This is a genomic window from Streptomyces lonarensis (genome assembly GCF_012033735.1).
Lineage (GTDB): Bacteria > Actinomycetota > Actinomycetes > Streptomycetales > Streptomycetaceae > Streptomyces > Streptomyces lonarensis.
This window is the reverse complement of the sequence record NZ_JAAVJD010000026.1, coordinates 15587-38202: the sequence shown is the minus strand read 5'-3', so window position 1 is coordinate 38202 and position 22616 is coordinate 15587. Positions and strand designations below refer to the sequence as shown.

Genomic DNA, 22616 nt, shown 5'->3' with positions numbered 1-22616 from the left:
GAGCGTCGCCTCCGGACGCCTCGCCTTCACCTTCGGCCTCGAAGGCCCCGCGGTGACGGTCGACACCGCCTGCTCCTCCTCGCTCGTCGCCCTGCACATGGCCTGCCAGTCGCTGCGCAACGGCGAATCCTCCATGGCCCTGGCCGGCGGCGCCACCGTCATGGCGAACGAGGGCATGTTCCTTGAGTTCAGCCGCCAGCGCGGCCTCGCTCTCGACAGCCGCTGCAAGTCCTTCTCGGCCGCCGCCGACGGCGTCGCCTGGGCCGAAGGCGCCGGCATGGTGCTGCTCGAACGGCTCTCCGACGCCCAGGCGAACGGGCACCCGATCCTGGCCGTCATCCGCGGCACCGCCGTCAACCAGGACGGCGCCAGCAACGGCCTCACCGCCCCCAACGGCCCCTCCCAACAGCGCGTCATCCACGCCGCCCTCGCCAACGCCGGCCTCACCACCGGCGAGATCGACGCCGTCGAGGCCCACGGCACCGGCACCACCCTCGGCGACCCCATCGAAGCCCAGGCCCTGCTGGCCACCTACGGCCAGAACCGCGCCCCCGACCAGCCCCTATGGCTCGGCTCCTTCAAGTCCAACATCGGACACGCCCAGGCCGCGGCCGGCATCGGCGGCGTCATCAAGATGATCCAGGCCATGCACCACGGCACGCTCCCCAAAACCCTCCACGTCGACGAGCCCAGCCCACACATCGACTGGACCAGCGGGAACATCCAGCTCCTCACCGAGCAGCGCCCCTGGCCCGAGACCGACCACCCCCGCCGCGCCGCCGTCTCCTCCTTCGGCATCAGCGGCACCAACAGCCACATCATCCTCGAAGAAGCGCCCGTCCGTGCCCACACGGAGGAGGAGCGGGAGCAGCTCGCCTCCGAGGTGACCGCGGTGCCGTGGCTGCTCTCGGCCAGGAACGAGCAGGCCCTCCGGGACCAGGCCCGGCAGTTGCACACCCACCTCGGGCGCAACCCCGAACTGCGCCCCGCCGAGACCGCCCACGCACTCGCCACCACCCGCACGCTCTTCCAGCACCGCGCCGTGCTCGTCGCCGACGACACCGAGCAGTTCGCGCGGGCACTCGACGCACTCGCGCAAGGCAACCCCTCGCCCGCGGTGGTACAGGGCACACCCCGATCCGGCAAGACCGCGTTCCTCTTCACCGGCCAGGGCTCCCAGCGCTCCGGCATGGGACGTCGGCTCTACGACACCCAGCCGGTCTTCCGCGCCGCGTTCGACGAGGCGGGCGCCGGGCTCGATGTCCACCTCGCGGCCGATCAGCCCCTCCGGGACCTGCTGTTCGCGGCAGACCAGCCACTGGTGCACGAGACGAAGTACGCCCAGGCCGGCCTCTTCGCCATCGAAACCGCGCTCTACCGCCTGGTCGAATCGTTCGGCATCGTCCCGGACTACCTCACCGGCCACTCCATCGGCGAACTCACCGCCGCCCACATCGCGGGCGTCCTGTCCCTCGACGACGCCTGCCGGCTCGTCGCCGCCCGCGGCACCCTCATGCAGGCACTCCCCGCCACCGGCGCCATGATCTCCCTGCGCACCACCGAGGAACAGGTACGACCCCTCCTCGAAGGCCGCGAACACCACGTCTCCATCGCCGCCGTCAACGGACCCGCCTCCACCGTCATCTCCGGCGACGACAACGCCGTCACCGAGATCGCCGCGACCCTCGCCGAACAAGGCGTCAAGACCAAGCGCCTGACCGTCTCGCACGCCTTCCACTCCCCCCACATGGACGCCATGCTGACGGAGTTCGAACGCGTCGCGACCGGCCTCGACTTCCAGCCGCCCACCACCCCGATCGTCTCCAACCTCACCGGACAGCTCGCCGACCCCCAGCAGCTCACCACCCCCGGCTACTGGGTCCGCCACGTCCGCGAAGCCGTCCGCTTCCACAACGGCATCCAGACCCTCCACACCCACGGCGTCCGCCACTTCATCGAACTCGGCCCCGACGGCACCCTCACCACCATGGCCCAGGACAGCCTCACCGAACACGGCGACACCGACGCCACCTTCATCCCCGTCCTCCACCGCGAACGCGACGAACAGCACACCTTCCTCACCGCCCTTGGCACCGCCCACACCCGCGGCATCCCCATCGACTGGACCCGGCTACTCGGCGACACGTCACCGGTCTCGTCCCCCGGCCTGCCGACCTACCCCTTCCAACGCCAGCACTACTGGCTGGAGACGTCGCGCCCCGAGGCCGGCCAGGAGGCACGTGCGAGCGCGTCGGGGCTGGCGGCGACCAGCCACCCCGTGCTGACCACGCTCGTCGAACTCCCCGACAGCGGGCACCTCTTCACCGGCCGCATCAGTGCGACCGAGCCCGACTGGATACCGGAGCACGCGATCACCGGGGCGCTGATCCTGCCCGGTGCCGCCTACGTCGACCTGCTCCTCCACACGGCGGAGCACGTGGACTGCGCCGGAATCGACGAGCTGACCCACCACATGTTCCTCGCCGTGCCGGAACACGGCGCGGTCCAGCTCCGCGTGCTCATCGCGCCGGCCGACGAGTCAGGACGGCGTCCGCTCACGGTCCACTCACGGCCCGAGGAGGCGCCGTCACGGAGCGAGTGGACCCTGCACGCCTCCGGATGGCTCGCCGACCGCCCGCGGAACGCGGACACTCCGGCGACAGTGGCGAACACGGTGGCGGACGACGCGCTCTCCGGTGCCGTCTGGCCCCCGGCCGGCGCGGAGCCCGTCGACATGGACGAGTTCTACCGCCGGATCGCCGACGCGGGCCTTGACTACGGGCCGCGCTTCCGCGGCCTGCGCGCGGCCTGGCAGGACGGCGACACCACCTACGGGGAGCTGGCACTTCCCGAGGGCGCCGCCCCCGGCGCCTACGGCATCCACCCGGGCCTGCTCGACTCCGCGATCCAGCCGGGCGCGCTCGGGCGCGACGCCGCCGCGGACTCCGTGCGGGTGCCGTTCTTCTGGAGCGGCGTCTCCCTGCACGCCACGGGGGCCGCCGCCCTCCGCGTCCGCCTCACCCGCACCGCGACGGAGACGGCCTCGCTGGCCATCACCGACCCCGCGGGCACGCCCGTGCTGACGATCGACTCCCTCACCATGCGGGAGGTCGCACCCGAGCATCTGGCCGCCGCGCGTGCCACCGGCACCGGCCGGCTCCACGGGCTCGACTGGGCCGCCCTCCCCGTCCGGAAGGACGCGGCTTCCGGAGCCCTCGTCGCCACGTGGGCCGAGACGGGCACTCCGGGGAACGCGGACCTCGCGCTGCTGGCCGACCCGGTGGCGCTCCCGCTGGCCGACGGCGGGGCCGCAGCCGAACCCGAGGTGTTCGTGGCGTGGTGCGCCGCGCGCGAGGACGCCGACCCGGTGCGGGCCACCCACGCGCTCACCCGGCACGTGCTCGGCCTCGTGCAGCGGATCGTCTCCGACGACGAACGGCCCGACGCCCGCCTGGTCGTCCTCACCCGCGACGCCACCGCCGCCGGCCCGGACGACCGGCCCGTCGACCTGGCGGGTGCCGCGGTCTGGTCACTCCTCCGGTCCGTCCAGGCCGAACACCTCGACCGCTTCATCCTCGTCGACCTCGACGGGGCCGAGAGCTCGGTCGAGGCGCTCCCGGCCGCCGTGGCCAGCGGGGAGCCGCAGGTCGCCGTCCGCGCCGGACGGCTCCTCGCCCCGCGCCTCGCCCACCGCGACGCCGCCACCGAGCCCGCGCGGTTCGACCCGGAGAAGACGGTCCTGATCACCGGTGGCACGGGCGGCCTCGGCCGGCTCCTCGCCCACCACCTCGTCACCGCCCACGGCGTCAAGCACCTGCTGCTCACCAGCCGGAAGGGCCCGAAGAACGGGAGCACCCTCGTCACCGACCTCGCCGCGCTCGGCGCCAAGGTGACCGTCGCCGCCTGCGACGCAGCCGACGAGAAGTCGCTGGCCTCCCTCCTGGGCTCCCTCCCCGACGAGCACCCGCTCGGCGCCGTCATCCACTGCGCCGGAGTCCTCGACGACGGCATCGCCGCGGCCCTCACCCCCGAACGGCTGTCGGGCGTGCTCCGCCCGAAGGTCGACGCGGCTTGGAACCTCCACCGCCTCACCCGCGACAGGAACCTGGACGCCTTCGTCCTCTTCTCCTCCGTCACGGGCACCCTCGGCGCTCCCGGACAGTCCAACTACGCGGCGGCGAACGGCTTCCTCGACGCGCTCGCCCGGCACCGGCACGCGTCCGGGCTGCCCGCCAAGTCCCTCGCCTGGGGCGTCTGGGCGGACACCGCGGGCGGCATGGCCGACACCCTCGAACAGCAGGACCGGGCCCGGATGAGCCGCACCGGGCTCCTGCCGATCGCGGCCGACGAGGGACTCGCGCACTTCGACGCGGCGCTCACCGCGCCGGAGCCCGTGCTCATTCCGGCCACGTTCGACCTCGCCGGCCTCCGCGCCCGCGCCACCGCCACGTCCACGCCCGTCGCGCCGGTGTTCCGCGGACTGATCCGCACCCCGATCCCCGCCGCGACGCAGCACACCGGGGCGGACCAGGAGTCCAACGGCCTGCGGCAGTCGCTCGCGGGACACCCGGAGCCCGAGCAGCAGCGCATTCTGCTCGCCTTCCTCCGCGGCCACATCGCCACCGTCCTCGGGCACAGCTCGCCCGACGCCATCAACCCGCAGACGCCTTTCAAGGAGCTGGGCTTCGACTCGCTCAGCTCCGTGGAGCTGCGCAACGCGCTCAACAAGGCGTCGGGGATGCGACTGCCGTCGACCGTCCTGTTCGACTACCCGAACTCGACGGCGCTCGCCCAGCACATCAGGGCCGCGCTCGCCGACACCGGGCAGCAGGCGGCCACCGCCCCGAAGCCGACCGCCGCACGGGCCACCCGGTCCACGGCGAACGAGCCCATCGCCATCGTCAGCATGGCCTGCCGCTACCCCGGCGGCGTCAGCACGCCGGACGACCTGTGGCAGCTCGTGGCCGAAGGGCGGGACGCGGTCGGTACGTTCCCCGAGGACCGCGGCTGGGACCTGGAGAACCTGTACGACCCGGACCCCGACGCGCCCGGCAAGACCTACGCACGCGAGGGCGGCTTCCTCTACGACGCGGCTGACTTCGACCCCGAGTTCTTCGGCATCAGCCCCCGCGAGGCCACGGCGATGGACCCGCAGCAGCGGCTCCTCCTGGAAACCTCCTGGGAGGCGCTCGAACGCGCCAAGGTCGACCCGGAGCAGCTCCGCGGCAGCGACACCGGCGTGTTCATGGGCGCCACCGCCATGGACTACGGCCCCCGGCTCTTCCAGGGCGACGACGGGCTCGGCGGCTACCTGCTGACCGGCAGCACCGTCAGCGTCGCCTCCGGGCGCGTCGCCTACACCTTCGGGCTCGAAGGCCCGGCCGTCACCGTCGACACCGCCTGCTCCTCCTCGCTCGTCGCCCTGCACCAGGCGGCGCAGGCCCTGCGCAACGGCGAGTGCTCGCTCGCCCTGGCCGGCGGCGTCACCGTCATGTCGACCCCCGGCATGTTCGTCGAGGTCGGTCACCAGCGCGGCCTCGCCGCCGACGGCCGCTGCAAGTCGTTCTCGGCCGCGGCCGACGGAGTCATCTGGGCCGAGGGCGCCGGCATGGTGCTGCTCGAACGGCTCTCCGACGCGCAGGCGAACGGGCACCCGATCCTGGCCGTGATCCGGGGTTCCGCCGTCAACCAGGACGGCGCGAGCAACGGCCTGAGCGCGCCGAACGGCCCCTCGCAGCAGCGCGTCATCCGCGCCGCCTTGGCCAACGCCGGGCTCGGCACCGGCGAGATCGACGCCGTCGAGGCCCACGGCACCGGCACCTCACTGGGCGACCCGATCGAGGCCCAGGCGCTGCTGGCCACCTACGGCCAGGACCGCGCCCCCGACCAGCCGCTGTGGCTGGGGTCGCTGAAGTCGAACATCGGACACCCGCAGGCGGCGGCCGGCGTCGGCGGCGTGATCAAGATGGTCCAGGCCATCCGGCACAGCGCGCTGCCCAGGACGCTGCACGTCGCGGAGCCCAGCCCGCACATCGACTGGACCAGCGGCAACGTCCGCCTCCTCACCGAGCAGCAGCCCTGGCCCGAGACCGGACGCCCCCGCCGGGGCGCCGTCTCCTCGTTCGGCATCAGCGGCACCAACGCCCACCTCATCCTCGAAGAGGCGCCCATCCGCACGGCGGATGCCGGCGCGGACGGTCAGGTGGACGGGAACACCGCCCGGGCCGCGCAGCGGGGGCCGGTCCCGTGGCTGGTGTCGGCGAAGACCGGGGAGGCTCTGCGCGACCAGGTCACGCGCCTGCTCGACCACGTCGCCGCGCACCCGGACCTCGGCCCGACCGACATCGCCCACGCGCTGGTGGCCTCCGGCGGCACCGCCTTCGAGCACCGTGCCGTCGCCGTGGGCTCCACCCACGAGGAGCTGGTCGCGGATCTCCGCGCCGCCGAGCACCAGCGCGCCCAGCCCGAGGCCGGCAGGACCGCGTTCCTCTTCACCGGCCAGGGCGCGCAGCGCTCCGGCATGGGGCGTGGGCTGTACGAGACGTACCCGGTGTTCCGGGCCGCGTTCGACGAGGTCTGCGCCGGGCTCGATGTCCACCTCGCGGCCGAACGGCCGTTGACGGACGTCATCTTCGACGACGACCAGAGCCTGCTCAACCAAACCCGCTTCACCCAGGCCGCTCTCTTCGCCGTGGAGATGGCGCTCTACCGCCTGGTCGAATCGTTCGGCATCGTCCCGGACTATCTCACCGGCCACTCCATCGGCGAACTCACCGCCGCCCACATCGCGGGCGTCCTGTCGCTCGACGACGCCTGCCGGCTCGTCGCCGCCCGCGGCACCCTCATGCAGGCACTCCCCGCCACCGGCGCCATGATCTCCCTGCGCACCACCGAGGAACAGGTACGACCCCTCCTCGAAGGCCGCGAACACCAAGTTTCCATCGCCGCCGTCAACGGACCCGCCTCCACCGTCATCTCCGGCGACGACAACGCCGTCACCGAAATCGCCGCGACCCTCGCCGAACAGGGCATCAAGACCAAGCGCCTGACCGTCTCGCACGCCTTCCACTCCCCCCACATGGACGCCATGCTGACGGAGTTCGAACGCGTCGCGACCGGCCTCGACTTCCAGCCGCCCACCATCCCGATCGTCTCCAACCTCACCGGACAGCTCGCCGACCCCCAGCAGCTCACCACCCCCGGCTACTGGGTCCGCCACGTCCGCGAAGCCGTCCGCTTCCACGACGGCATCCGCACCCTCCACACCCACGGCGTCCGCCACTTCATCGAACTCGGCCCCGACGGCACCCTCACCTCGATGGCCCGCGAGGCGCTGTCCCAGGCCGGCGGGACCGCCGTGCCGCTGCTCGACCGCAACCGCCACGAGGCGACCAGCCTGGTGCGCGGGCTCGCCCAGGCACACGCGGACGGTGTCACCGTCGGCTGGCAGGAGTTCTTCTCCGGGGCCGGAGTGGCCGGCGTCGAGCTGCCCACCTACGCCTTCCAGCGCCGCCGCTACTGGCTCGACGCGCCGACGCGCACCGGCTCGCCCGCCGGTCTCGGTCTTGAGTCCTCCGGCCACCCGATGCTCGCCACGTCCACCGAACTGCCGGACGGCAGCCACCTGTTCACCGGGCGGGTGTCGTTGGCCGGGCACCCGTGGCTCGGCGACCACGTCGTCATGGGCACCGTGATCCTGCCGGGCACCGCCTTCATCGAGCTGGCCCTGCACGCGGCGGTGACGGCCGATCTCGACGAGATAGCCGAACTCGTCCTGAACGCCCCCATCACCTTCGGCTCCCGGAGCGCGGCGCTGATCCAGATGATCCTGGGGCCGGAGGACAGGACCGGGGGACGCGCCCTGACCATCAGGTCCCGTGCGGAGACGGACCACTCCTGGACCGAGAACGCGACCGGAACCCTGAGTGCTGGCGTGCCCGTCTCCTGACTTCCCCACCGCACCGCCCGTCCACGACGGAGAAGGAGGTTCCCCGGGCCTGAGCCCGGGGAACCTCCTTCTCCGCTTTCCGGCTTCCGCGGCCCGTCCCGGAAGGCGCGGCAGGACATCGGGCAGGACATACGGCCGGACATACGGCTGGACCCGCGGAACGGGAACGGCGGGACCGGCGGTGCGCAGGGCACCGCCGGGCCCGCCGTTCCGGTGGGCGTTCAGCCGGGTGGTCGCGGGTCAGCTCAGGCGGAGCGGGCTGAACGGCACGGTGGAGGCGTGCGGTTCGGTCCCGGTGAGCTGGGCCGTGAGGGTCTCCGCGGTGACGGCCGCGAGCTGGACGCCCATGCGGGCGTGTCCCGTGGCGAGGTACACATCGGGCAGGGTGCTGGGGCCGATGAGGGGGAGGCCGTCGGGCGAGCAGGGGCGGAACCCGGCGCTGATGCCGCCGAAGCGGAGGGCGCCGAGGCCGGGGATGGCCGCGGAGGCGCGGGTCAGCAGCTCGAAGGCGCCGCTCGCGGTGGCGGACTCGTCGTAGCCGACCTCCTCGTAGGTGGCGCCGATGGCCAGCTCGCCGTCGGGGCGCGGGACCAGGTAGAGGGACGTCCCCTTGGACATGGCTCGGGCGGTGACGCCCAACAGGGGCGTCTCGGAGGTGAGGCGCAGGATGTGGCCCTTGACCGGGTGGATCTCGGGGACGGCGCCCTCGGGGAGGCCCTCGATCCGGTGCGTCCAGGGGCCCGCGGCCAGCACGAGGCGGTCGAACGGGACGGACTCGCCGTTGTCCAGGACGACCGCGTGGTCCGCAACCCGGACCGCGCGCCGGCGCACGAGGGTGCCGCCGAGCGACTCGACGGCCTTGATGAGGGCCGGGTTGAGGAAGCGCGGGTCGACGGCGCCCTCGTCGGGCGAGAAGAGCCCGCCGTGCACCGGGCCGAAGGCCGGCTGGAGCTTCGCGACCTCCTCGGCGGTGAGGCGCTCGGCCGGGATGCCCACCGACTCCTGGAGGGCGATCTGACGGTCGAGCGAGTCGAGGGCCTCCTCGTCGAAGGCGGCGTCGAGCACTCCGTCGCGCCGGTAGCCGGCGGGGGCGATCTCCCCCAGCTCCGCCATGAAGGACGGGATGAGTTCGCGGGAGCGCAGGCACAGGGCGAGCAGCTCCGGCTTGTCGAACAACTGCTCGTTGCCCGGCGGCAGCATGCCCGCGGTGACATGGGATGCCTTGCTGGCCGGCGCGGGGTCGATCACGGTGACGGTGAGGCCGGCGCGTTGGGCGCGCCAGGCGACAGCGAGGCCGATCACGCCACCGCCGACGACAACGACGTTCATCGATCGCTCTCCTGGAGGAGTTGTCGCAGCCTGGAGGCCAGTTCTGCGGGTGTCGGGTGGTCGAAGGTGAGGGTTGCGGGCAGCCGCAGTCCCGTCGCGGCGGACAGGCGGCGGCTGAGTTCGAGGTTGCCGAGCGAGTCGAGGCCGACGGCGCCGAACTCGCGCTCGGGGTCGACGTCCTCCGGGCCGTCGAAGCCGAGCACGCTCGCGGCCGTTTCGAGCACGAAGTCGACTATGGCCGCTTCCGCCTCGCTCTCCGGCAGGTCGGCGAGGCGGCTGAGCAGCGACTCGGTCGCGACGGGCTTGGTCGTCTGCGCGGTCACGAGGTCGGCGAGGATGGGCGGGACGTTCCCGGTGAGGGCCGCCTCGTTCAGTTGCACGGGGGCGAGGAGCGCCTCGTCACCCGCGAGCGCCGCGTCGAAGAGCGCCAGGCCCTGGTCGGAGGCGAGCGGGGCGAGACCGGCCTTCTTGATGCGGGCGAGCTCGGCGTCGGTGAGGTCGGAGCCCATGCCGTCCGCCCACAGCCCCCAGGCCAGGGAGACGCCGCGCAGGCCGCCGGCGCGGCGGCGGTGGGCGAGCGCGTCGAGGACGACGTTCGCCGCGGCGTAGTTGCCCTGGCCCCGGTTGCCGACGAGGCCGGCCACCGAGGAGAAGAGCACCAGGGCGCACTCCGGGTCCGTGATCAGCTCGTGCAGGTGGAAGGCGGCGTCGACCTTGGGGCGCAGGACTTGGTCGAGCCTGCGCGGGGTCAGCGCCACCGCCGTGGCGTCGTGCACCAGACCCGCGGTGTGGATGACGGCCGAGGGCGCGGGGATGTCCGCGAGGGCGCGTTCGAGCGCGGCGCGGTCGGCGGCGTCGCAGGCGACGAGGTCCACGCGGGCGCCGAGCGCGGCGAGTTCGCCGTGGAGGGCGGTGGCGTCCGGCGCGTCGGGGCCGCGGCGGCTGAGCAGCACGAGGTGCCCGACGTCGTGCCGGGTGACCAGGTGCCGGGCGACCAGGCGGCCGAGGGCGCCCGTTCCGCCGGTGATGACGACCGTGCCGATGAGGGTCGCGCGCCGGGGCGGGGGGCAGCGGACCAGACGCGGCCGGTGGAGGGTGCCCCGGCGCACGGCGAGCTGCGGTTCGCCCGAGGCGACGGCGGCGGCCAGGGCGCGGCCCGACTCTTCGGGGGCGTCCACGTCGATGAGGAAGAACCGGCCGGGGTGCTCGTTCTGCGCGCTGCGCAGCAGGCCCCACACGGCCGCACCCGGCAGGTCGGGCAGGTCCTCCTCGGGGCGGGTGGCGACGGCGCCGCTGGTGAGCAGGACCAGGCGGCTGTCGGCGAGCCGTTCGTCGGCGAGCCACTCCTGGACGAGCATGAGGGCGCGCTGGGCCGCGGAGCGCACCGGGGTGTCCGCGTCGGTGCAGGAGGCCACGACGACGTCCGGCGCGGGGGTGCCCCTGCCCCGGATCAGCGCGGCGTCGAGAGCCGCGAGCGAGGGGAAGGAGTCGAACGCGTGGCCGATGGACTTCAGTCCGCCGGTGACGCCGATGTGGTCGGTGCCGAGGAACGCCCAGCGCTGGGTGTCCCCGGCGGTGGGCGGCGTGACCGCCTTCCACGCGACGCGCAGCAGCCGCGCGCGCTGCGCCGTGGCGTCGAGCTGGTCGGCGGTGACGGGGCGCCTGACGACGGTGCCGACCGTGGCGACGGGTTCGCCGTCGTCGCCGGTGAGCGCGAGGGAGACGACCCCGCCCTCGCCCGGAGTGGTGCGGACGCGGACGGCGCGGGCGCCCGCCCGGTGGACCCGCACGCCGCGCAGCGCGAACGGCAGGAAGGTGCCGTCCTCGCTGTCGAGTCCCGGCACGAGCGCGGCCTGGAGCGCGGCGTCGAGCAGCGCGGGATGGAGGAGGTACCCGTCGCCGCTGCCCGAGGTGTCGTCGAGCGCGGCGTCGGCGTAGACCTCATCGCCGTGCGACCAGACGGCACGCAGGCCGCGGAAGGCGGGGCCGTACTCGAGCCCGCGGTCGGCGAGACGGCCGTAGATGTGTTCGATGTCGACCGGGTGGGCGTCCTCGGGGAGCCCGGGCCGCACTGCGGGCCGTTCTGCGTTGCTCATGGTCGCTTCCTTCGCGAGTACCGAGCCGCGTCAGTTCGCGGGCGGGTTGGTGACGGCCGCGGCGATCTCGCCGGTGCTCTCGCCGCCGAACTCGTCCCAGTAGCGGCACTTGGTCCGCATGATCACCAGGGCGTCGCGCAGATCGGTCGCGTCCCACTCGGCCACGTCGGTGATCTCGATCTCGCCGCGGAAGTGGCGGCCCTGCATGGGCTTGCGGAAGGTGCTGCGGAAGTCGGTGATGTACACGTCCGCGAGCTGCCTGGCCCAGAACTGGTCGAGCGTCCACTGGGAGAAGGGCTCGATCAGCGATTCCTTCACCGACTTGGCCATGACGTAGTAGGCCATCTGGTTGTAGCAGATGTTGAACTCGACCGAGTTGAAGTGTCCGGTGTCGTCGATGTAGCAGGACTCGGGGATGTAGAACGCGCAGGAGCCGCCGACCCGCCCGCCGTCAAGGGGGTCGCCCTGGAGCGTGACCGTGGCCGAGGTGAGGTACTCGCACCGCTTGGCCCGGTAGGGGGTCAGCACGCGGTGCAGCAGTTCCTCGTCGGTGGGGAAGGTGCGCCGGTCGGTTCCGTCGAGAAGCTGGGTCATGTCGGGTCTCCTGATCGTTGCGCGGTGCGGAGCAGTTCGGCCAGGCTCATGCCCTGGATCTCTGCGGCGCGGTTCTCGAAGCCCTCGGTGCTCCCGGTGTCCTCGGCGTCCCCGCCCCCTTCGGCCGGCTCGGCCTGCTCGGGCTCGCTCAGCGCCATCTCGTCGAGCAGGTGCCGGGTGAGGACGAGCGCGGTCGGGTGGTCGAAGACGAGCGTCGCGGGCAGCCGTTCGCCGACGGTCTCGCCGAGGGTGTTGCGGAACCGCACGGCGGCGAGCGAGTCGAAGCCCATGTCGCGGAACGACCGCTCGGGATCGACGTCGCCCGCGCCCGCGTAGCCGAGGGTGGCGGCGGCCTGGCCTCGGACGATGTCGAGCAGCACCCGCTCGCGGCGGGCCGGCCGCAGGGAGATCAGCCGGTCGCGCAGGTTCTCCGCGGGTTCCGGCGCCTCCTCGGCCACGTCGACGACGCGGCGGGCCGGGCCGCGCACCAGGTCGCGCATGAGGTACGGCACGTCAGGACGGCTCTGCCCGGTCAGGTCGAGCCTGACCGGCACGAGGAACGTGCGGTCGAGCGCCCCGGCCGCGTCGAGGAGCGCGAGCCCCTCGTCGCTGCGGATGGCCACGACGCCGTCGCGCCGCATGGTGGACAGGTCGGCGTCGGCCAGGGCGCCGGTCATGCCGCTGCTCTCCTCCCACAGGCCCCAGGCGAGCGACTGCGCGGGGAGGCCCCGCGCGCGCCGGTGTGCGGCGAGGCCGTCGAGGAAGGAGTTGGCCGCCGCGTAGTTGGCCTGCCCCGCCCCTCCGGTGATGCCGGCGGCCGACGAGAAGAGGACGAACGCCGTGAGGTCCTGGTCCGCGGTGAGCTCGTGCAGGTTGAGCGCCGCGTCGACCTTGGGGCGCATCACCCCGGCGGTCTTCTCCGGGGTGAGCGAGGAGATGATCCCGTCGTCGAGGATGCCCGCGGTGTGCACGACCCCGGCAAGCGTGCGGTTCCGGAGCAGGGCGGCGAGCCCGTCCCGGTCGGCGGCGTCGCCCGCGATCACCTCGACGCGGGCGCCGTGCGCCGCGAGTTCCGCGGCGAGCGTGGCGGCCTTGCCCGCGGCCGGGCCGCGGCGGCTGGTGAGCAGCAGGTCGGTGACGCCGTGCGCGGTGACCAGGTGCCTGGCGACGAGGCCGCCGAGCGTGCCGGTGCCGCCGGTGATCAGCACCGTGCCCGGCGTGTCGCCGAAGACGGTGGCGGGGGCGCCGGCGCCCGCGCCGGTCAGCCGGACGACGCGCGGGCTGTGGGGCGTGCCGCGGCGTACCGCGAGTTGCGGCTCGCCCGTGGCCAGCGCCGCCGCGAGGCCTGCCTCGGGGTCGGCGCCGTTGCCGGCGTCGGCCGGGTCGAGGTCGACGAGGACGAACCGGCCGGGGTTCTCCGTCTGGGCGCTGCGGACCAGCCCCCAGACGGCCGCACCCGCGAGGTCGGTGACGTCCTCGCCGTCCGTGGAGACGGCGCCCCGCGTGACGACCGCGAGCGTCGCCGACGCGGCACCGTCCCTGAGCCAGTCCTGGAGGGCGCCGAGCGCGGCGGCCGTCGCGGCGTGGACCGCCTCGGCGGTCGTCCCGGCCCCGCAGCGGTACACGACCGTCCCGGGCGCGGTGCCCGCCGCCTCGGCGGGCGTCCACGCGAGTTCGAAGAGCGAGTCGGGGGAGATCCCCGCGAGCGCAGGGCCGCCGGTGGCCGGGGGCCGCAGGACGAGCGACGCGACGGACGCGACGGGACGGCCCGCGGTGTCGGTGAGGCGCAGCGCGACCTCGTCCTTGCCCAGGCGCGTCATCCGCAGCCTGAGCGCGGCGGCGCCCGCGGCGTGCAGGTCGACGCCCGACCAGGCGAACGGCAGCGTGACGCCCTCGTCGTCGGTGCCGAGCAGGGCGGTGGCGTGCAGCGCCGCGTCGAGGACCGCGGGGTGCAGCCCGAACCGCCCGGCCTGCGCGGCGGCGGACTCGGGCAGCGCGATCTCCGCGAGCACCTCGTCCTCGCCGGAGCGCCAGGCGGCGCGCATGCCCTGGAACACCGGCCCGTACGCCGGGCTTTCGCCGTCGGCGGCCCGCTCGTAGAAGCCGGCGAGGTCGATCGCCTCCGCGTCGGCGGGCGGCCAGGCCCCGGACGCGGGCGCGGGTTCCGGCCCCGCCTCGGCGAGGGTGCCCTGGGCGTGCCGGGTCCAGGCGCCGTCGGCGGGCGCGTCCTCGGGCCGCGAGTGGATCGACACGGTCCGCAGGTCGCCGGCGACGACGACCTGCACGGCGACGCCGCCGCGCCCCGGCAGGGGCAGGGGGGCCTCGATCGTCAGGTCCTCCACGCGTCCCCTGCCGACCTCGTCGCCCGCCCGCACGGCCAGCTCCACGAAGCCGGCCCCGGGGAAGAGGACGGTGTTCCCGACGACATGGTCGGCGAGCCACGGCTGGGCGGAGACCGCGAGGCGTCCGGTGAGCAGCACGCCGCCGACGCCGGCGATCGGCACGGCCGCGCCGAGCAGCGGGTGTCCCGTGGCGACCTGCCCCACGTCGCCGGCGTCGCCGGTGCGCCGCTCCACCGGCAGCCAGTACGGCCGGCGCTGGAACGGGTAGGTGGGCAGGTCGACGCCGCGGGCCCCGGCGGCGGCGAAGTGGGTGCCCCAGTCGACGGCGACCCCCCGTACGTACGCCTCGGCGAGCGAGGTGAGAAACTGGCGCTGGCCGCCGTTGTCGCGGCGCAGCGTGCCGACGAGCGCGGGGCTCGCGCCGGCGTCCTCGGCGGTCTCGCCGAGCCCGACGAGCATGCCCGGGTGCGGGCTGACCTCGACGAAGACGCCGAAGCCCGCGGCGAGCAGCCCGCGCGTCGTCTCCTCGAACCTGACGGTGTTGCGCAGGTTGGTGTACCAGTACTCGGCGTCGAGCCCCGCGGTGTCGAGCAGCCCGGCGGTGACGGTCGAATGGAACGGGACGGCCGAGGTGCGCGGCGTCAGGCCGGTCAGCTCGGCAAGCAGCACGTCGCGGGCCTCCTCGACGAACGCCGAGTGGGAGGCGTAGTCCACGGGGATGCGGCGGACCTGGACGCCGTCGGCCTCGAGCCGGGCCCGCAGCTCGTCGATGGCGTCCGTGGCACCGCTCACGACGACGGAATTCGGGCCGTTGACGGCGGCGAGCTGGAGGCGGCCGGCCCAGTCGGCGAGGTGCTCGGCGGCGCGCTCGGCGGACAGGGCCACGGACATCATGCCGCCGCGGCCCGCGAGTTCGCGGCGGATGACCGCGCTGCGCAGGGCGACCACCTTCGCGCCGTCCGCCAGGGAGAGCGCGCCCGCGACGCAGGCGGCGGCGATCTCCCCCTGGGAGTGGCCGACGACGGCGGCCGGTTCCACGCCGACGGCGCGCCACGCCTCGGCGAGCGAGACCATCAGCGCCCAGAGCGCGGGCTGCACCACGTCGACGTCGTCGAGCGCGGGCGCGCCGGGCGCGCCGTGCAGCACGTCGAGCAGGTTCCATTCGACGTACGGTTCGAGCGCCTTGACGCACTCGCCGAGGCGCGTGGCGAAGGCGGGCGAGTGTTCGAGCAGCGCCACGCCCATGCCCTGCCACTGCGAGCCCTGGCCGGGAAAGACGAAGACGGGCCGCGCGTCGCCGCGCGCCTCGCCTGCGACGGCGGAGGCGGCCGAGGCTCCCGAGGCCAGCGCGTCGAGCCCGGCGAGCAGCCCTGCGCGGTCGGACTCCACGACCACGGCGCGGTGCTTGAGCGCGGCGCGGCCCCTGGCGAGCGAGGCGGCGACGTCGAGTTCGTCCGCGTCCTCGTGGTCGCGCAGGTGTGCGGCGATCCGTGCGGCCTGGGCGCGCAGTGCCTCGGGGGACGCCCCGGAGACGGTCAGCGCGAGGACCGGGGGCCGCTCGCCGCGCGGCTCCTGCCTGCCGGGGGCGGGGGCCTCCTCGATGACCACGTGCGCGTTGGTGCCGCTGACGCCGAAGGAGGAGACGCCCGCGCGGCGCGGGCGGCCCGCGGGCGCCCACGGCCTGGCCTCGGTGAGCAGCTCGACGGCGCCCTCGGTCCAGTCGATGTGCGGGGAGGGCGTGTCGGCGTGCAGGGTGCGGGGCAGCACGCCGTGGCGCATCGCCATCACCATCTTGATCACCCCGGCGACGCCGGCCGCGGCCTGGGTGTGCCCGAGGTTGGACTTGACCGAGCCGAGCCACAGCGGCTCGTCGTCCGCGCGCTCCTGCCCGTAGGTCGCCATCAGCGCCTGGGCCTCGATCGGGTCGCCGAGCGTGGTGCCCGTGCCGTGGCCCTCGACCGCGTCGACGTCGGCGGGCGTGAGGCCGCCAAGGGCGAGCGCCTGCTGGATCACCCGCTGCTGCGAGGGCCCGTTGGGCGCGGTGAGGCCGTTGGACGCGCCGTCCTGGTTGATCGCCGAGCCGCGGAGCACGGCGAGCACCGGGTGTCCGGCGCGGCGCGCGTCGGAGAGGCGTTCGAGGAGGACGAGGCCCGCGCCCTCGGCCCAGCCCGTGCCGTCGGCTGCCGCGCCGTACGGCTTGCAGCGGCCGTCGGCCGCGAGGCCGCGGGGCAGGCTCATCTCGATGAACGTCTCCGGCGTGGACATCACGGTGACGCCGCCCGCGAGGGCGAGCGTGCACTCGCCCTGCCGCAGGGCCTGCGCCGCCCAGTGCATCGCCACCAGGGACGAGGAGCAGGCGGTGTCGACGGTGACCGCGGGCCCTTCGAGCCCGAGGGTGTAGGAGACGCGCCCCGAGGCGACGCTGCCCATGCCGCCGCTCGCGGCGAAGCCGGCCAGGTCCTCGGAGACCTCGCCGGAACGCGGCGCCCAGTCGTGGTACATGACGCCGGCGAACACGCCGGTGGGGCTGTTCTTGAGGGAGAGCGGGTCGATGCCGCCGCGCTCGATCGCCTCCCAGGCGACCTCGAGCAGGAGCCGCTGCTGCGGGTCCATCATCCGGGCCTCCTTCGGGCTGATGCCGAAGAAGGTGGGGTCGAAGTCGGCCGCGTCGTGCAGGAAGCCGCCCTCGCGGGTGTACGTCGTGCCGTGCTTGCCAGGCTCGGGGTCGTAGATCTCCTCGACCGGCCAGCCCCGGTTGTCGGGGAAGGGGGTGATCGCGTCGGTGCCGTCCGCGACCAGCTTCCACAGCTCCTCGGGCGAGGTCACCCCGCCGGGGAAGCGGCAGGCCATCGCCACGATCGCGATGGGCTCATCCGTCACGGCCCGCACGGCGGTGCGCGGCGCGGCGGTCGCGGGGGCGGCGCCGCGCAGCTTGTCGAGCACGTGGGCGGCGAGGTCGTGCGGCGTCGGGTGGTCGAAGATCAGGGTCGAGGTGAGCCGCAGGCCGGTCGCGGAGCCGAGCGCGTTGCGCAGCTCGACGGCGGCGAGCGAGTCGAAGCCGAGCTCGGTGAAGGCGCGGCGCGGGTCGATCGCCGCGGCGCTGTCGTGGCCGAGCACGGCCGCGATCCGTGTGCGGACGAGGTCGAGGACGATCCGCTCGCGTTCGGCGTCCGGCTTGCCCGCGAGCCCTTCGGCGAGCGCGCCGCCCGCGGCGCCCGGCGCTGCCGCCGCGGCGGCGGTCTGTCGGCGGACGGGCGCGCGGACCAGGCCGCGCAGCGCCGGCGGGATGCCGTCGGGGCGTGCCCTGAGCGCGGCGGCGTCCACGCGCACCGGGAGCAGCGCGGGCGCCGCCGTGGTGAGGGCGCGGTCGAAGAGCGCGAGGTTCTCCTCGGCGTTGAGGGCGGGCAACCCGGAGCGCGCGGCGCGGCGCAGGGTCACCTCGTCGAGGCGCGCGCCCATGCCCGCGTCGGTCGCCCACAGGTTCCACGCGAGCGAGGTGGCGGCGAGGCCGTGGTCGGCGCGGTGTTCGGCGAGCGCGTCGAGGAAGGCGTTGGCCGCGGCGTAGTTGCCCTGGCCCGCCGCCTCCAGGGTGCCGGCGGCCGAGGAGAAGAGGACGAACGCCGTGAGCGGGAGGTCGCGGGTCAGCTCGTGCAGGTGCCAGGCGCCGTCCGCCTTGCCGCGGAAGACGGCCCGCACCTGCTCGGGCGTGAGGGTGCCGGCGAGGCCGTCGTCGACGACGCCCGCGCTGTGGACGACGCCGCTCAGCGGGCGGTCGCCCGGGATCGTGGCCAGCAGCGCGGCGAGCGCGTCGCGGTCGGCGACATCGCAGGCGGCGACGGTCGGCTCGGCGCCGAGCGCGATCAGCTCGGCCGTCAGCTCGGCGGCGCCGGGCCCGTCGGGGCCGCGCCGCCCGGTGAGCAGCAGGTGCTTCACGCCGTGCGCACGGACCAGGTGGCGGGCGACGAGGCCGCCGAGCCCGCCGGTGCCCCCGGTGATCAGGACCGTGCCTTCCGGGTCCCACACGGAGGCGGGCGGCACCTCGGGCTCGGGCACCTCGGCCAGCCGGGGCACGAGCACCGCGCCGTCGCGCAGGGCGAGTTGCGGCTCGCCGGTGGCCAGGGCGGCGCGCAGCTCGCCCTCGGCCACGTCGCGGTCGGTGTCGACGAGGACGAAGCGCCCCGGGTGCTCCGCCTGGGCGGCGCGCACCAGCGCCCAGACCGGCGCGAGCGTCATGTCGCGCGGCGCGCCGCGCGTGACGACGGCCAGCCCGGTCTCGTCGCGCAGCGCGCCCTGGATCAGGCCGAGGACGTGCAGGGTCGCGGCGCGCGCCGCGTCGGCGGGTGCGCCGGGGAAGGTGTCGGGGACGAACGCGAGGGCGAACTCGGCGGCCCCGACGTCCGCTTCGCGCGGGGCCTTGGCCCCGGCCCACTCGACGCGCAGCAGCGAGTCGCCCCGGCGGCCCGGCGCGGGCAGCCCCGCCGGCGGCACGGGCCGCTGGACGAGCGAGCGCACGGTGGCGACCGGTGCCCCGGTGGCGTCGGCGAGGTGGACCGCGATGGCGTCCCGGCCCGCCGGGATCAGGTGGACGCGCACCGCGGCGGCCCCCGTGGCGTGCAGTTCGACGCCGAGCCAGGCGAACGGGAGGCGCACCTGCCCGTCGTCCTCGTCCCGCGGCGCCTCGGCCGCGTGCAGGGCGGCGTCGAGCAGCGCGGGGTGGAGCCCGAACCGGCCGGCCGCCTGGTCGTCGGTGGCGACCTCGGCGAAGATCTCGTCCCCGCGGCGCCACGCGGCGCGCACGCGCCGGAACGCGGGCCCGTAGGCGTAGCCCTGGGCGGCCTGGCGGCCGTAGAGGGCCTCGACGTCGATCGGTTCGGCGTCGGCCGGCGGCCAGGTGCCGAACTCCGCTTCGGCGGCCGGCCCGTCGCCGGTGGCCGCGAGCAGTCCGCCGGCGTGCCGGTGCCAGGTCTCCTCGCCGCGTACGGAACGCGACCAGATCTCCACGGAGCGGCGGTCCGTCGCGTCGGGCGGGCCGACCGCGACCTGGATCTCCGTCTCCTCGTCCGCGGCGAGCGACAGGGGTGCCTGGAGGGTGAGTTCGTCCAGCACCCCGCAGCCCGCCTCGTCCCCCGCCCGGACGGCCAGCTCGACCATGGCGGTGCCGGGCAGCAGCACGGCGTCCGCGATGACGTGATCGGCGAGCCAGGGCTGCGCCCGGGTGGAGAGACGGCCGCTCAGCACGAGACCGCCGGCGCCGGCGAGGCTGACGGAGGCGTCGAGCAGCGGGTGCCCGATGGTGCCCCGCGCGCTCTGGCCGGCGTCGAGCCAGTACCGCTTGCGCTGGAACGCGTAGGTGGGCAGGGCGGTCCGGTGCGCGCCGCGGCCGGCGAAAAAGCGCTCCCAGTCGACGGTGACGCCCCGGGCGTGCGCGAGCGCGAGCGCGGTGACGGCCTGGCGCTCCTCGCCGTGCCCGTCGCGCAGCACCGCGGCGAACGCGACATCGGCGTCCTGGTCGGCGAGGCAGTCGCGTCCCGCCGCCGAGAGCACGGCGTCGGGCCCCACTTCGAGGAAGGTGGTGACGCCCTGGGATTCGAGCCACCGCACGCCGTCGGCGAATCGCACCGACCCGCGCACGTGCCGCACCCAGTACTCGGCGTCGAAGGCGGCGACGGGCTCGCCCGTCAGGTTGGAGACGACCGGGATGCGGGGCGGCGCGTAGGTCAGGGCCTCGGCGACGCGGCGGAACTCCGCGAGCATCGGGTCCATCAGCGGCGAGTGGAAGGCGTGCGAGACGCGCAGCCTGCGGGTCTTGCGCCCCTGCTCGGCGAAGCGTGCCGCGAGCGCGAGCACCGCCTCGGCCTCGCCCGAGAGCACGAGCGAGGACGGGCCGTTGACGGCGGCGACGCTCACGCGTGCCGCGGCCTCCCCCGTCAGGTGCGGGGCGACCTCGTCCGCGGTGGCCTGGACGGCCACCATCGCGCCCCCCGCGGGCAGCTCCTGCATCAGCCTGCCGCGCGCGCCGACGAGCAGCGCCGCGTCCGCCAGGCTCAGCACGCCGGCGGCGTGCGCGGCGGCGATCTCGCCGATGGAGTGGCCCGCGAGCAGGTCGGGGGTGATGCCCCAGGAGGCGAGGAGCCGGAAGAGCGCGGTCTCGACGGCGAAGAGCGCGGCCTGCGCGTACCTGGTCTCGTGGAGCAGTTCGGCGAGCGGCGAGCCGGGTTCGGCGAAGAGCACGTCGCCGAGCGGCTCGTCGAGGTGGAGGTCGAGGTGGTCGGCGGCCTCCTGGAGGGCCGCCGCGAAGAGCGGGAAGGCGCGCACGAGTTCGCGGCCCATGCCGGAGCGCTGGCTGCCCTGGCCGGTGAAGAGGAACGCGGTCCTGCCGGTGGCGAGCGTCGTTCCGGTGAGCACCGAGGGCACGCTCTCGCCGGCGGCGAGTGCGGCCAGGCCGCGGAGCAGTTCGCCGTGGTCCGCGGCGACGACGGCGGCACGGTCGCGCAGCGCGGCGCGCGTGGTGGCGGCCGAGTAGGCGACATCGAGCGGCGAGGCGTCCGCCGCGGCGTCGAGCAGCCTGGCCGCCTGGCCGCGCAGCGCCGCCTCGCCCCGGGCCGAGACGACGACGGGAACGGGCCGTCCCGGTACGGGGATCGCGGGCGCGCCGGTGGCGCCTGCGGGGGCAGGCGGCTCCTCGACGATGACGTGGGCGTTGGTGCCGCTCGCGCCGAAGGAGGAGATGCCGGCGCGGCGGGGCGTGGCGCCCGCCGCCCACGGCACGGGTTCGGTGACGAGCCTGACGGTGCCGTCCGACCAGTCGACGTGCGGGGTGGGCTCGTCCACGTGCAGGGTGCGCGGCAGCGTGCCGTTGCGCATCGCCATGACCATCTTGATGATGCCGGCGGCCCCGGCCGCCGCGCCGGTGTGGCCGATGTTGGACTTCACCGAGCCGAGCCACAGGGGCTTGTCGGCCGAGCGCCCGCGCCCGTAGGCGGCGACGAGGGCGCGGCCCTCGATGGGGTCGCCGAGCGTGGTGCCCGTGCCGTGCGCCTCGACCGCGTCGACCGCGTCGGGGGTGAGGCCCGCGTCGGCGAGCGCCTTGCGGATGACGCGCTGCTGGGCGAGGCCGTTCGGCGCGGTCAGGCCGTTGCTCGCGCCGTCCTGGTTGATGGCGCTGCCGCGGACCACGGCGAGCACGCGGTGGCCGTCGCGCACCGCGTCCGAGAGCCGGGCCAGCACGAAGACGCCCGAGCCCTCGGCGAAGCAGGTGCCGTCGGCCGCCGCGGCGAACGCCTTGATCCGCCCGTCCGGCGCGAGGCCGCGCTGGAGGCTGAACGAGGTGAACGTGCCCGGGCTCGCGATCACGGTGACGCCGCCGGCGAGCGCGAGACCGCACTCACCGCGTTGCAGCGACCGCACCGCGAGGTGCAGCGCGGTGAGCGAGCCCGAGCACGCGGTGTCGACCGTGAGCGTGGGGCCTTCGAGGCCGAGGGTGTAGGCGACGCGGCCCGAGACGACGCTGGGCAGGTTGCCCGCGAGGACGTAGCCGTCGAGGCCCTCGGGGGCCTCGTGGGTGCGGGGGCCGTACTCGTGCGGCTCGACGCCGATGAAGACGCCGGACGAGGTGCCGCGCAGGCTGTCCGGGTCGATGCCCGCGCGTTCGAGCGCCTCCCAGCAGGTTTCGAGCAGCAGCCGCTGCTGCGGGTCCATCGCCAGGGCTTCCTTGGGGCTGATCCCGAAGAAGTCGGCGTCGAAGTCGGCCGCGTCCGGCAGGAATCCGGCCTGTCTGACATAGGTGGAGCCGGTGGCCGCCGGGTCCGGATCGTGCAGCCGGTCGAGGTCCCAGCCCCGGTCCTTCGGGAAGTCGGCGATCGCGTGCGTGCCGTCGTCGAGCAGGCGCCACAGGTCCTCGGGCGAGGTCACCCCGCCGGGGAAGCGGCAGCCGATGCCGACGATGGCGATCGGCTCGTCGAACGCGGCGGGCACGGCCGGCAGGCCCGGCTCGCCGTACGCGTCGGGCTCGTCCGCGCCGGTGCCGCCGCTGGCCAGGTCCACCAGGTGGCGGGCGAGCGCCTCGGGCGTGGGGTGGTCGAAGGCCGCCGTGACGGGCAGGTCCACCCCCAGCTCTTCGCCGAGCCGCCGGTACAGCTGGACGAGGCCCAGCGAGTCCAAACCCACGGCGAGGAACGGCCGGTCGGCGGCCACGTCGGTGGCGCCGTCCGGGTAGGCGTCCGGATCGACAGCGCGCAGCACGGCGGCGGCCTGCGCCAGCACCAGTTCCAGCATCGCGGCCCTGGACTGCTCAGTCATGGACATAAC

General features: G+C 74.8%; 5 protein-coding genes. 1 reads left to right on the top strand and 4 read right to left on the bottom strand.

Going from position 1 to position 22616, the window contains the following annotated elements:
• On the top strand, positions 1–7948 hold a 7948-nt coding region (locus tag HCN56_RS05980), incomplete at its 5' end, for a type I polyketide synthase (protein WP_167968422.1).
• A 240-nt stretch (positions 7949–8188) separates the two neighbouring features.
• Here the strand turns inward: HCN56_RS05980 and thiO are convergent.
• Genes thiO through HCN56_RS26215 form a run of 4 tightly spaced genes read right to left on the bottom strand, consistent with a single transcriptional unit; the run spans position 8189 to position 22607 of the window.
• Positions 8189–9277, bottom strand: coding sequence for a glycine oxidase ThiO (gene thiO / locus HCN56_RS05975; RefSeq protein ID WP_167968421.1), 1089 nt, complete (start codon positions 9275–9277; stop codon positions 8189–8191).
• Positions 9274–11373, bottom strand: coding sequence for a type I polyketide synthase (locus HCN56_RS05970; RefSeq protein WP_167968420.1), 2100 nt, complete (start codon positions 11371–11373; stop codon positions 9274–9276). Before HCN56_RS05970 ends, thiO begins: the two co-directional genes overlap by 4 nt.
• A gap of 30 nt (positions 11374–11403) precedes the next feature.
• Complete coding sequence (locus tag HCN56_RS05965) at positions 11404–11967, bottom strand: FcoT family thioesterase (RefSeq protein ID WP_167968419.1); 564 nt, start codon at positions 11965–11967, stop codon at positions 11404–11406.
• A complete protein-coding gene (locus HCN56_RS26215) occupies positions 11964–22607 on the bottom strand; it encodes a type I polyketide synthase (protein ID WP_245246028.1) in 10644 nt (3547 codons plus the stop codon). The genes HCN56_RS05965 and HCN56_RS26215 overlap by 4 nt, the downstream gene beginning before the upstream one ends.
• Between the last annotated feature and the right edge of the window lie 9 nt (positions 22608–22616).

Coding starts and splice junctions, on each gene's coding strand:
- thiO (WP_167968421.1), bottom strand. CDS start 9,277: ATGAACGTCGTTGTCGTCGGCGGTGGCGTGATCGGCCTCGCTGTCGCC.
- HCN56_RS26215 (WP_245246028.1), bottom strand. CDS start 22,607: ATGACTGAGCAGTCCAGGGCCGCGATGCTGGAACTGGTGCTGGCGCAG.
- HCN56_RS05965 (WP_167968419.1), bottom strand. CDS start 11,967: ATGACCCAGCTTCTCGACGGAACCGACCGGCGCACCTTCCCCACCGAC.
- HCN56_RS05970 (WP_167968420.1), bottom strand. CDS start 11,373: ATGAGCAACGCAGAACGGCCCGCAGTGCGGCCCGGGCTCCCCGAGGAC.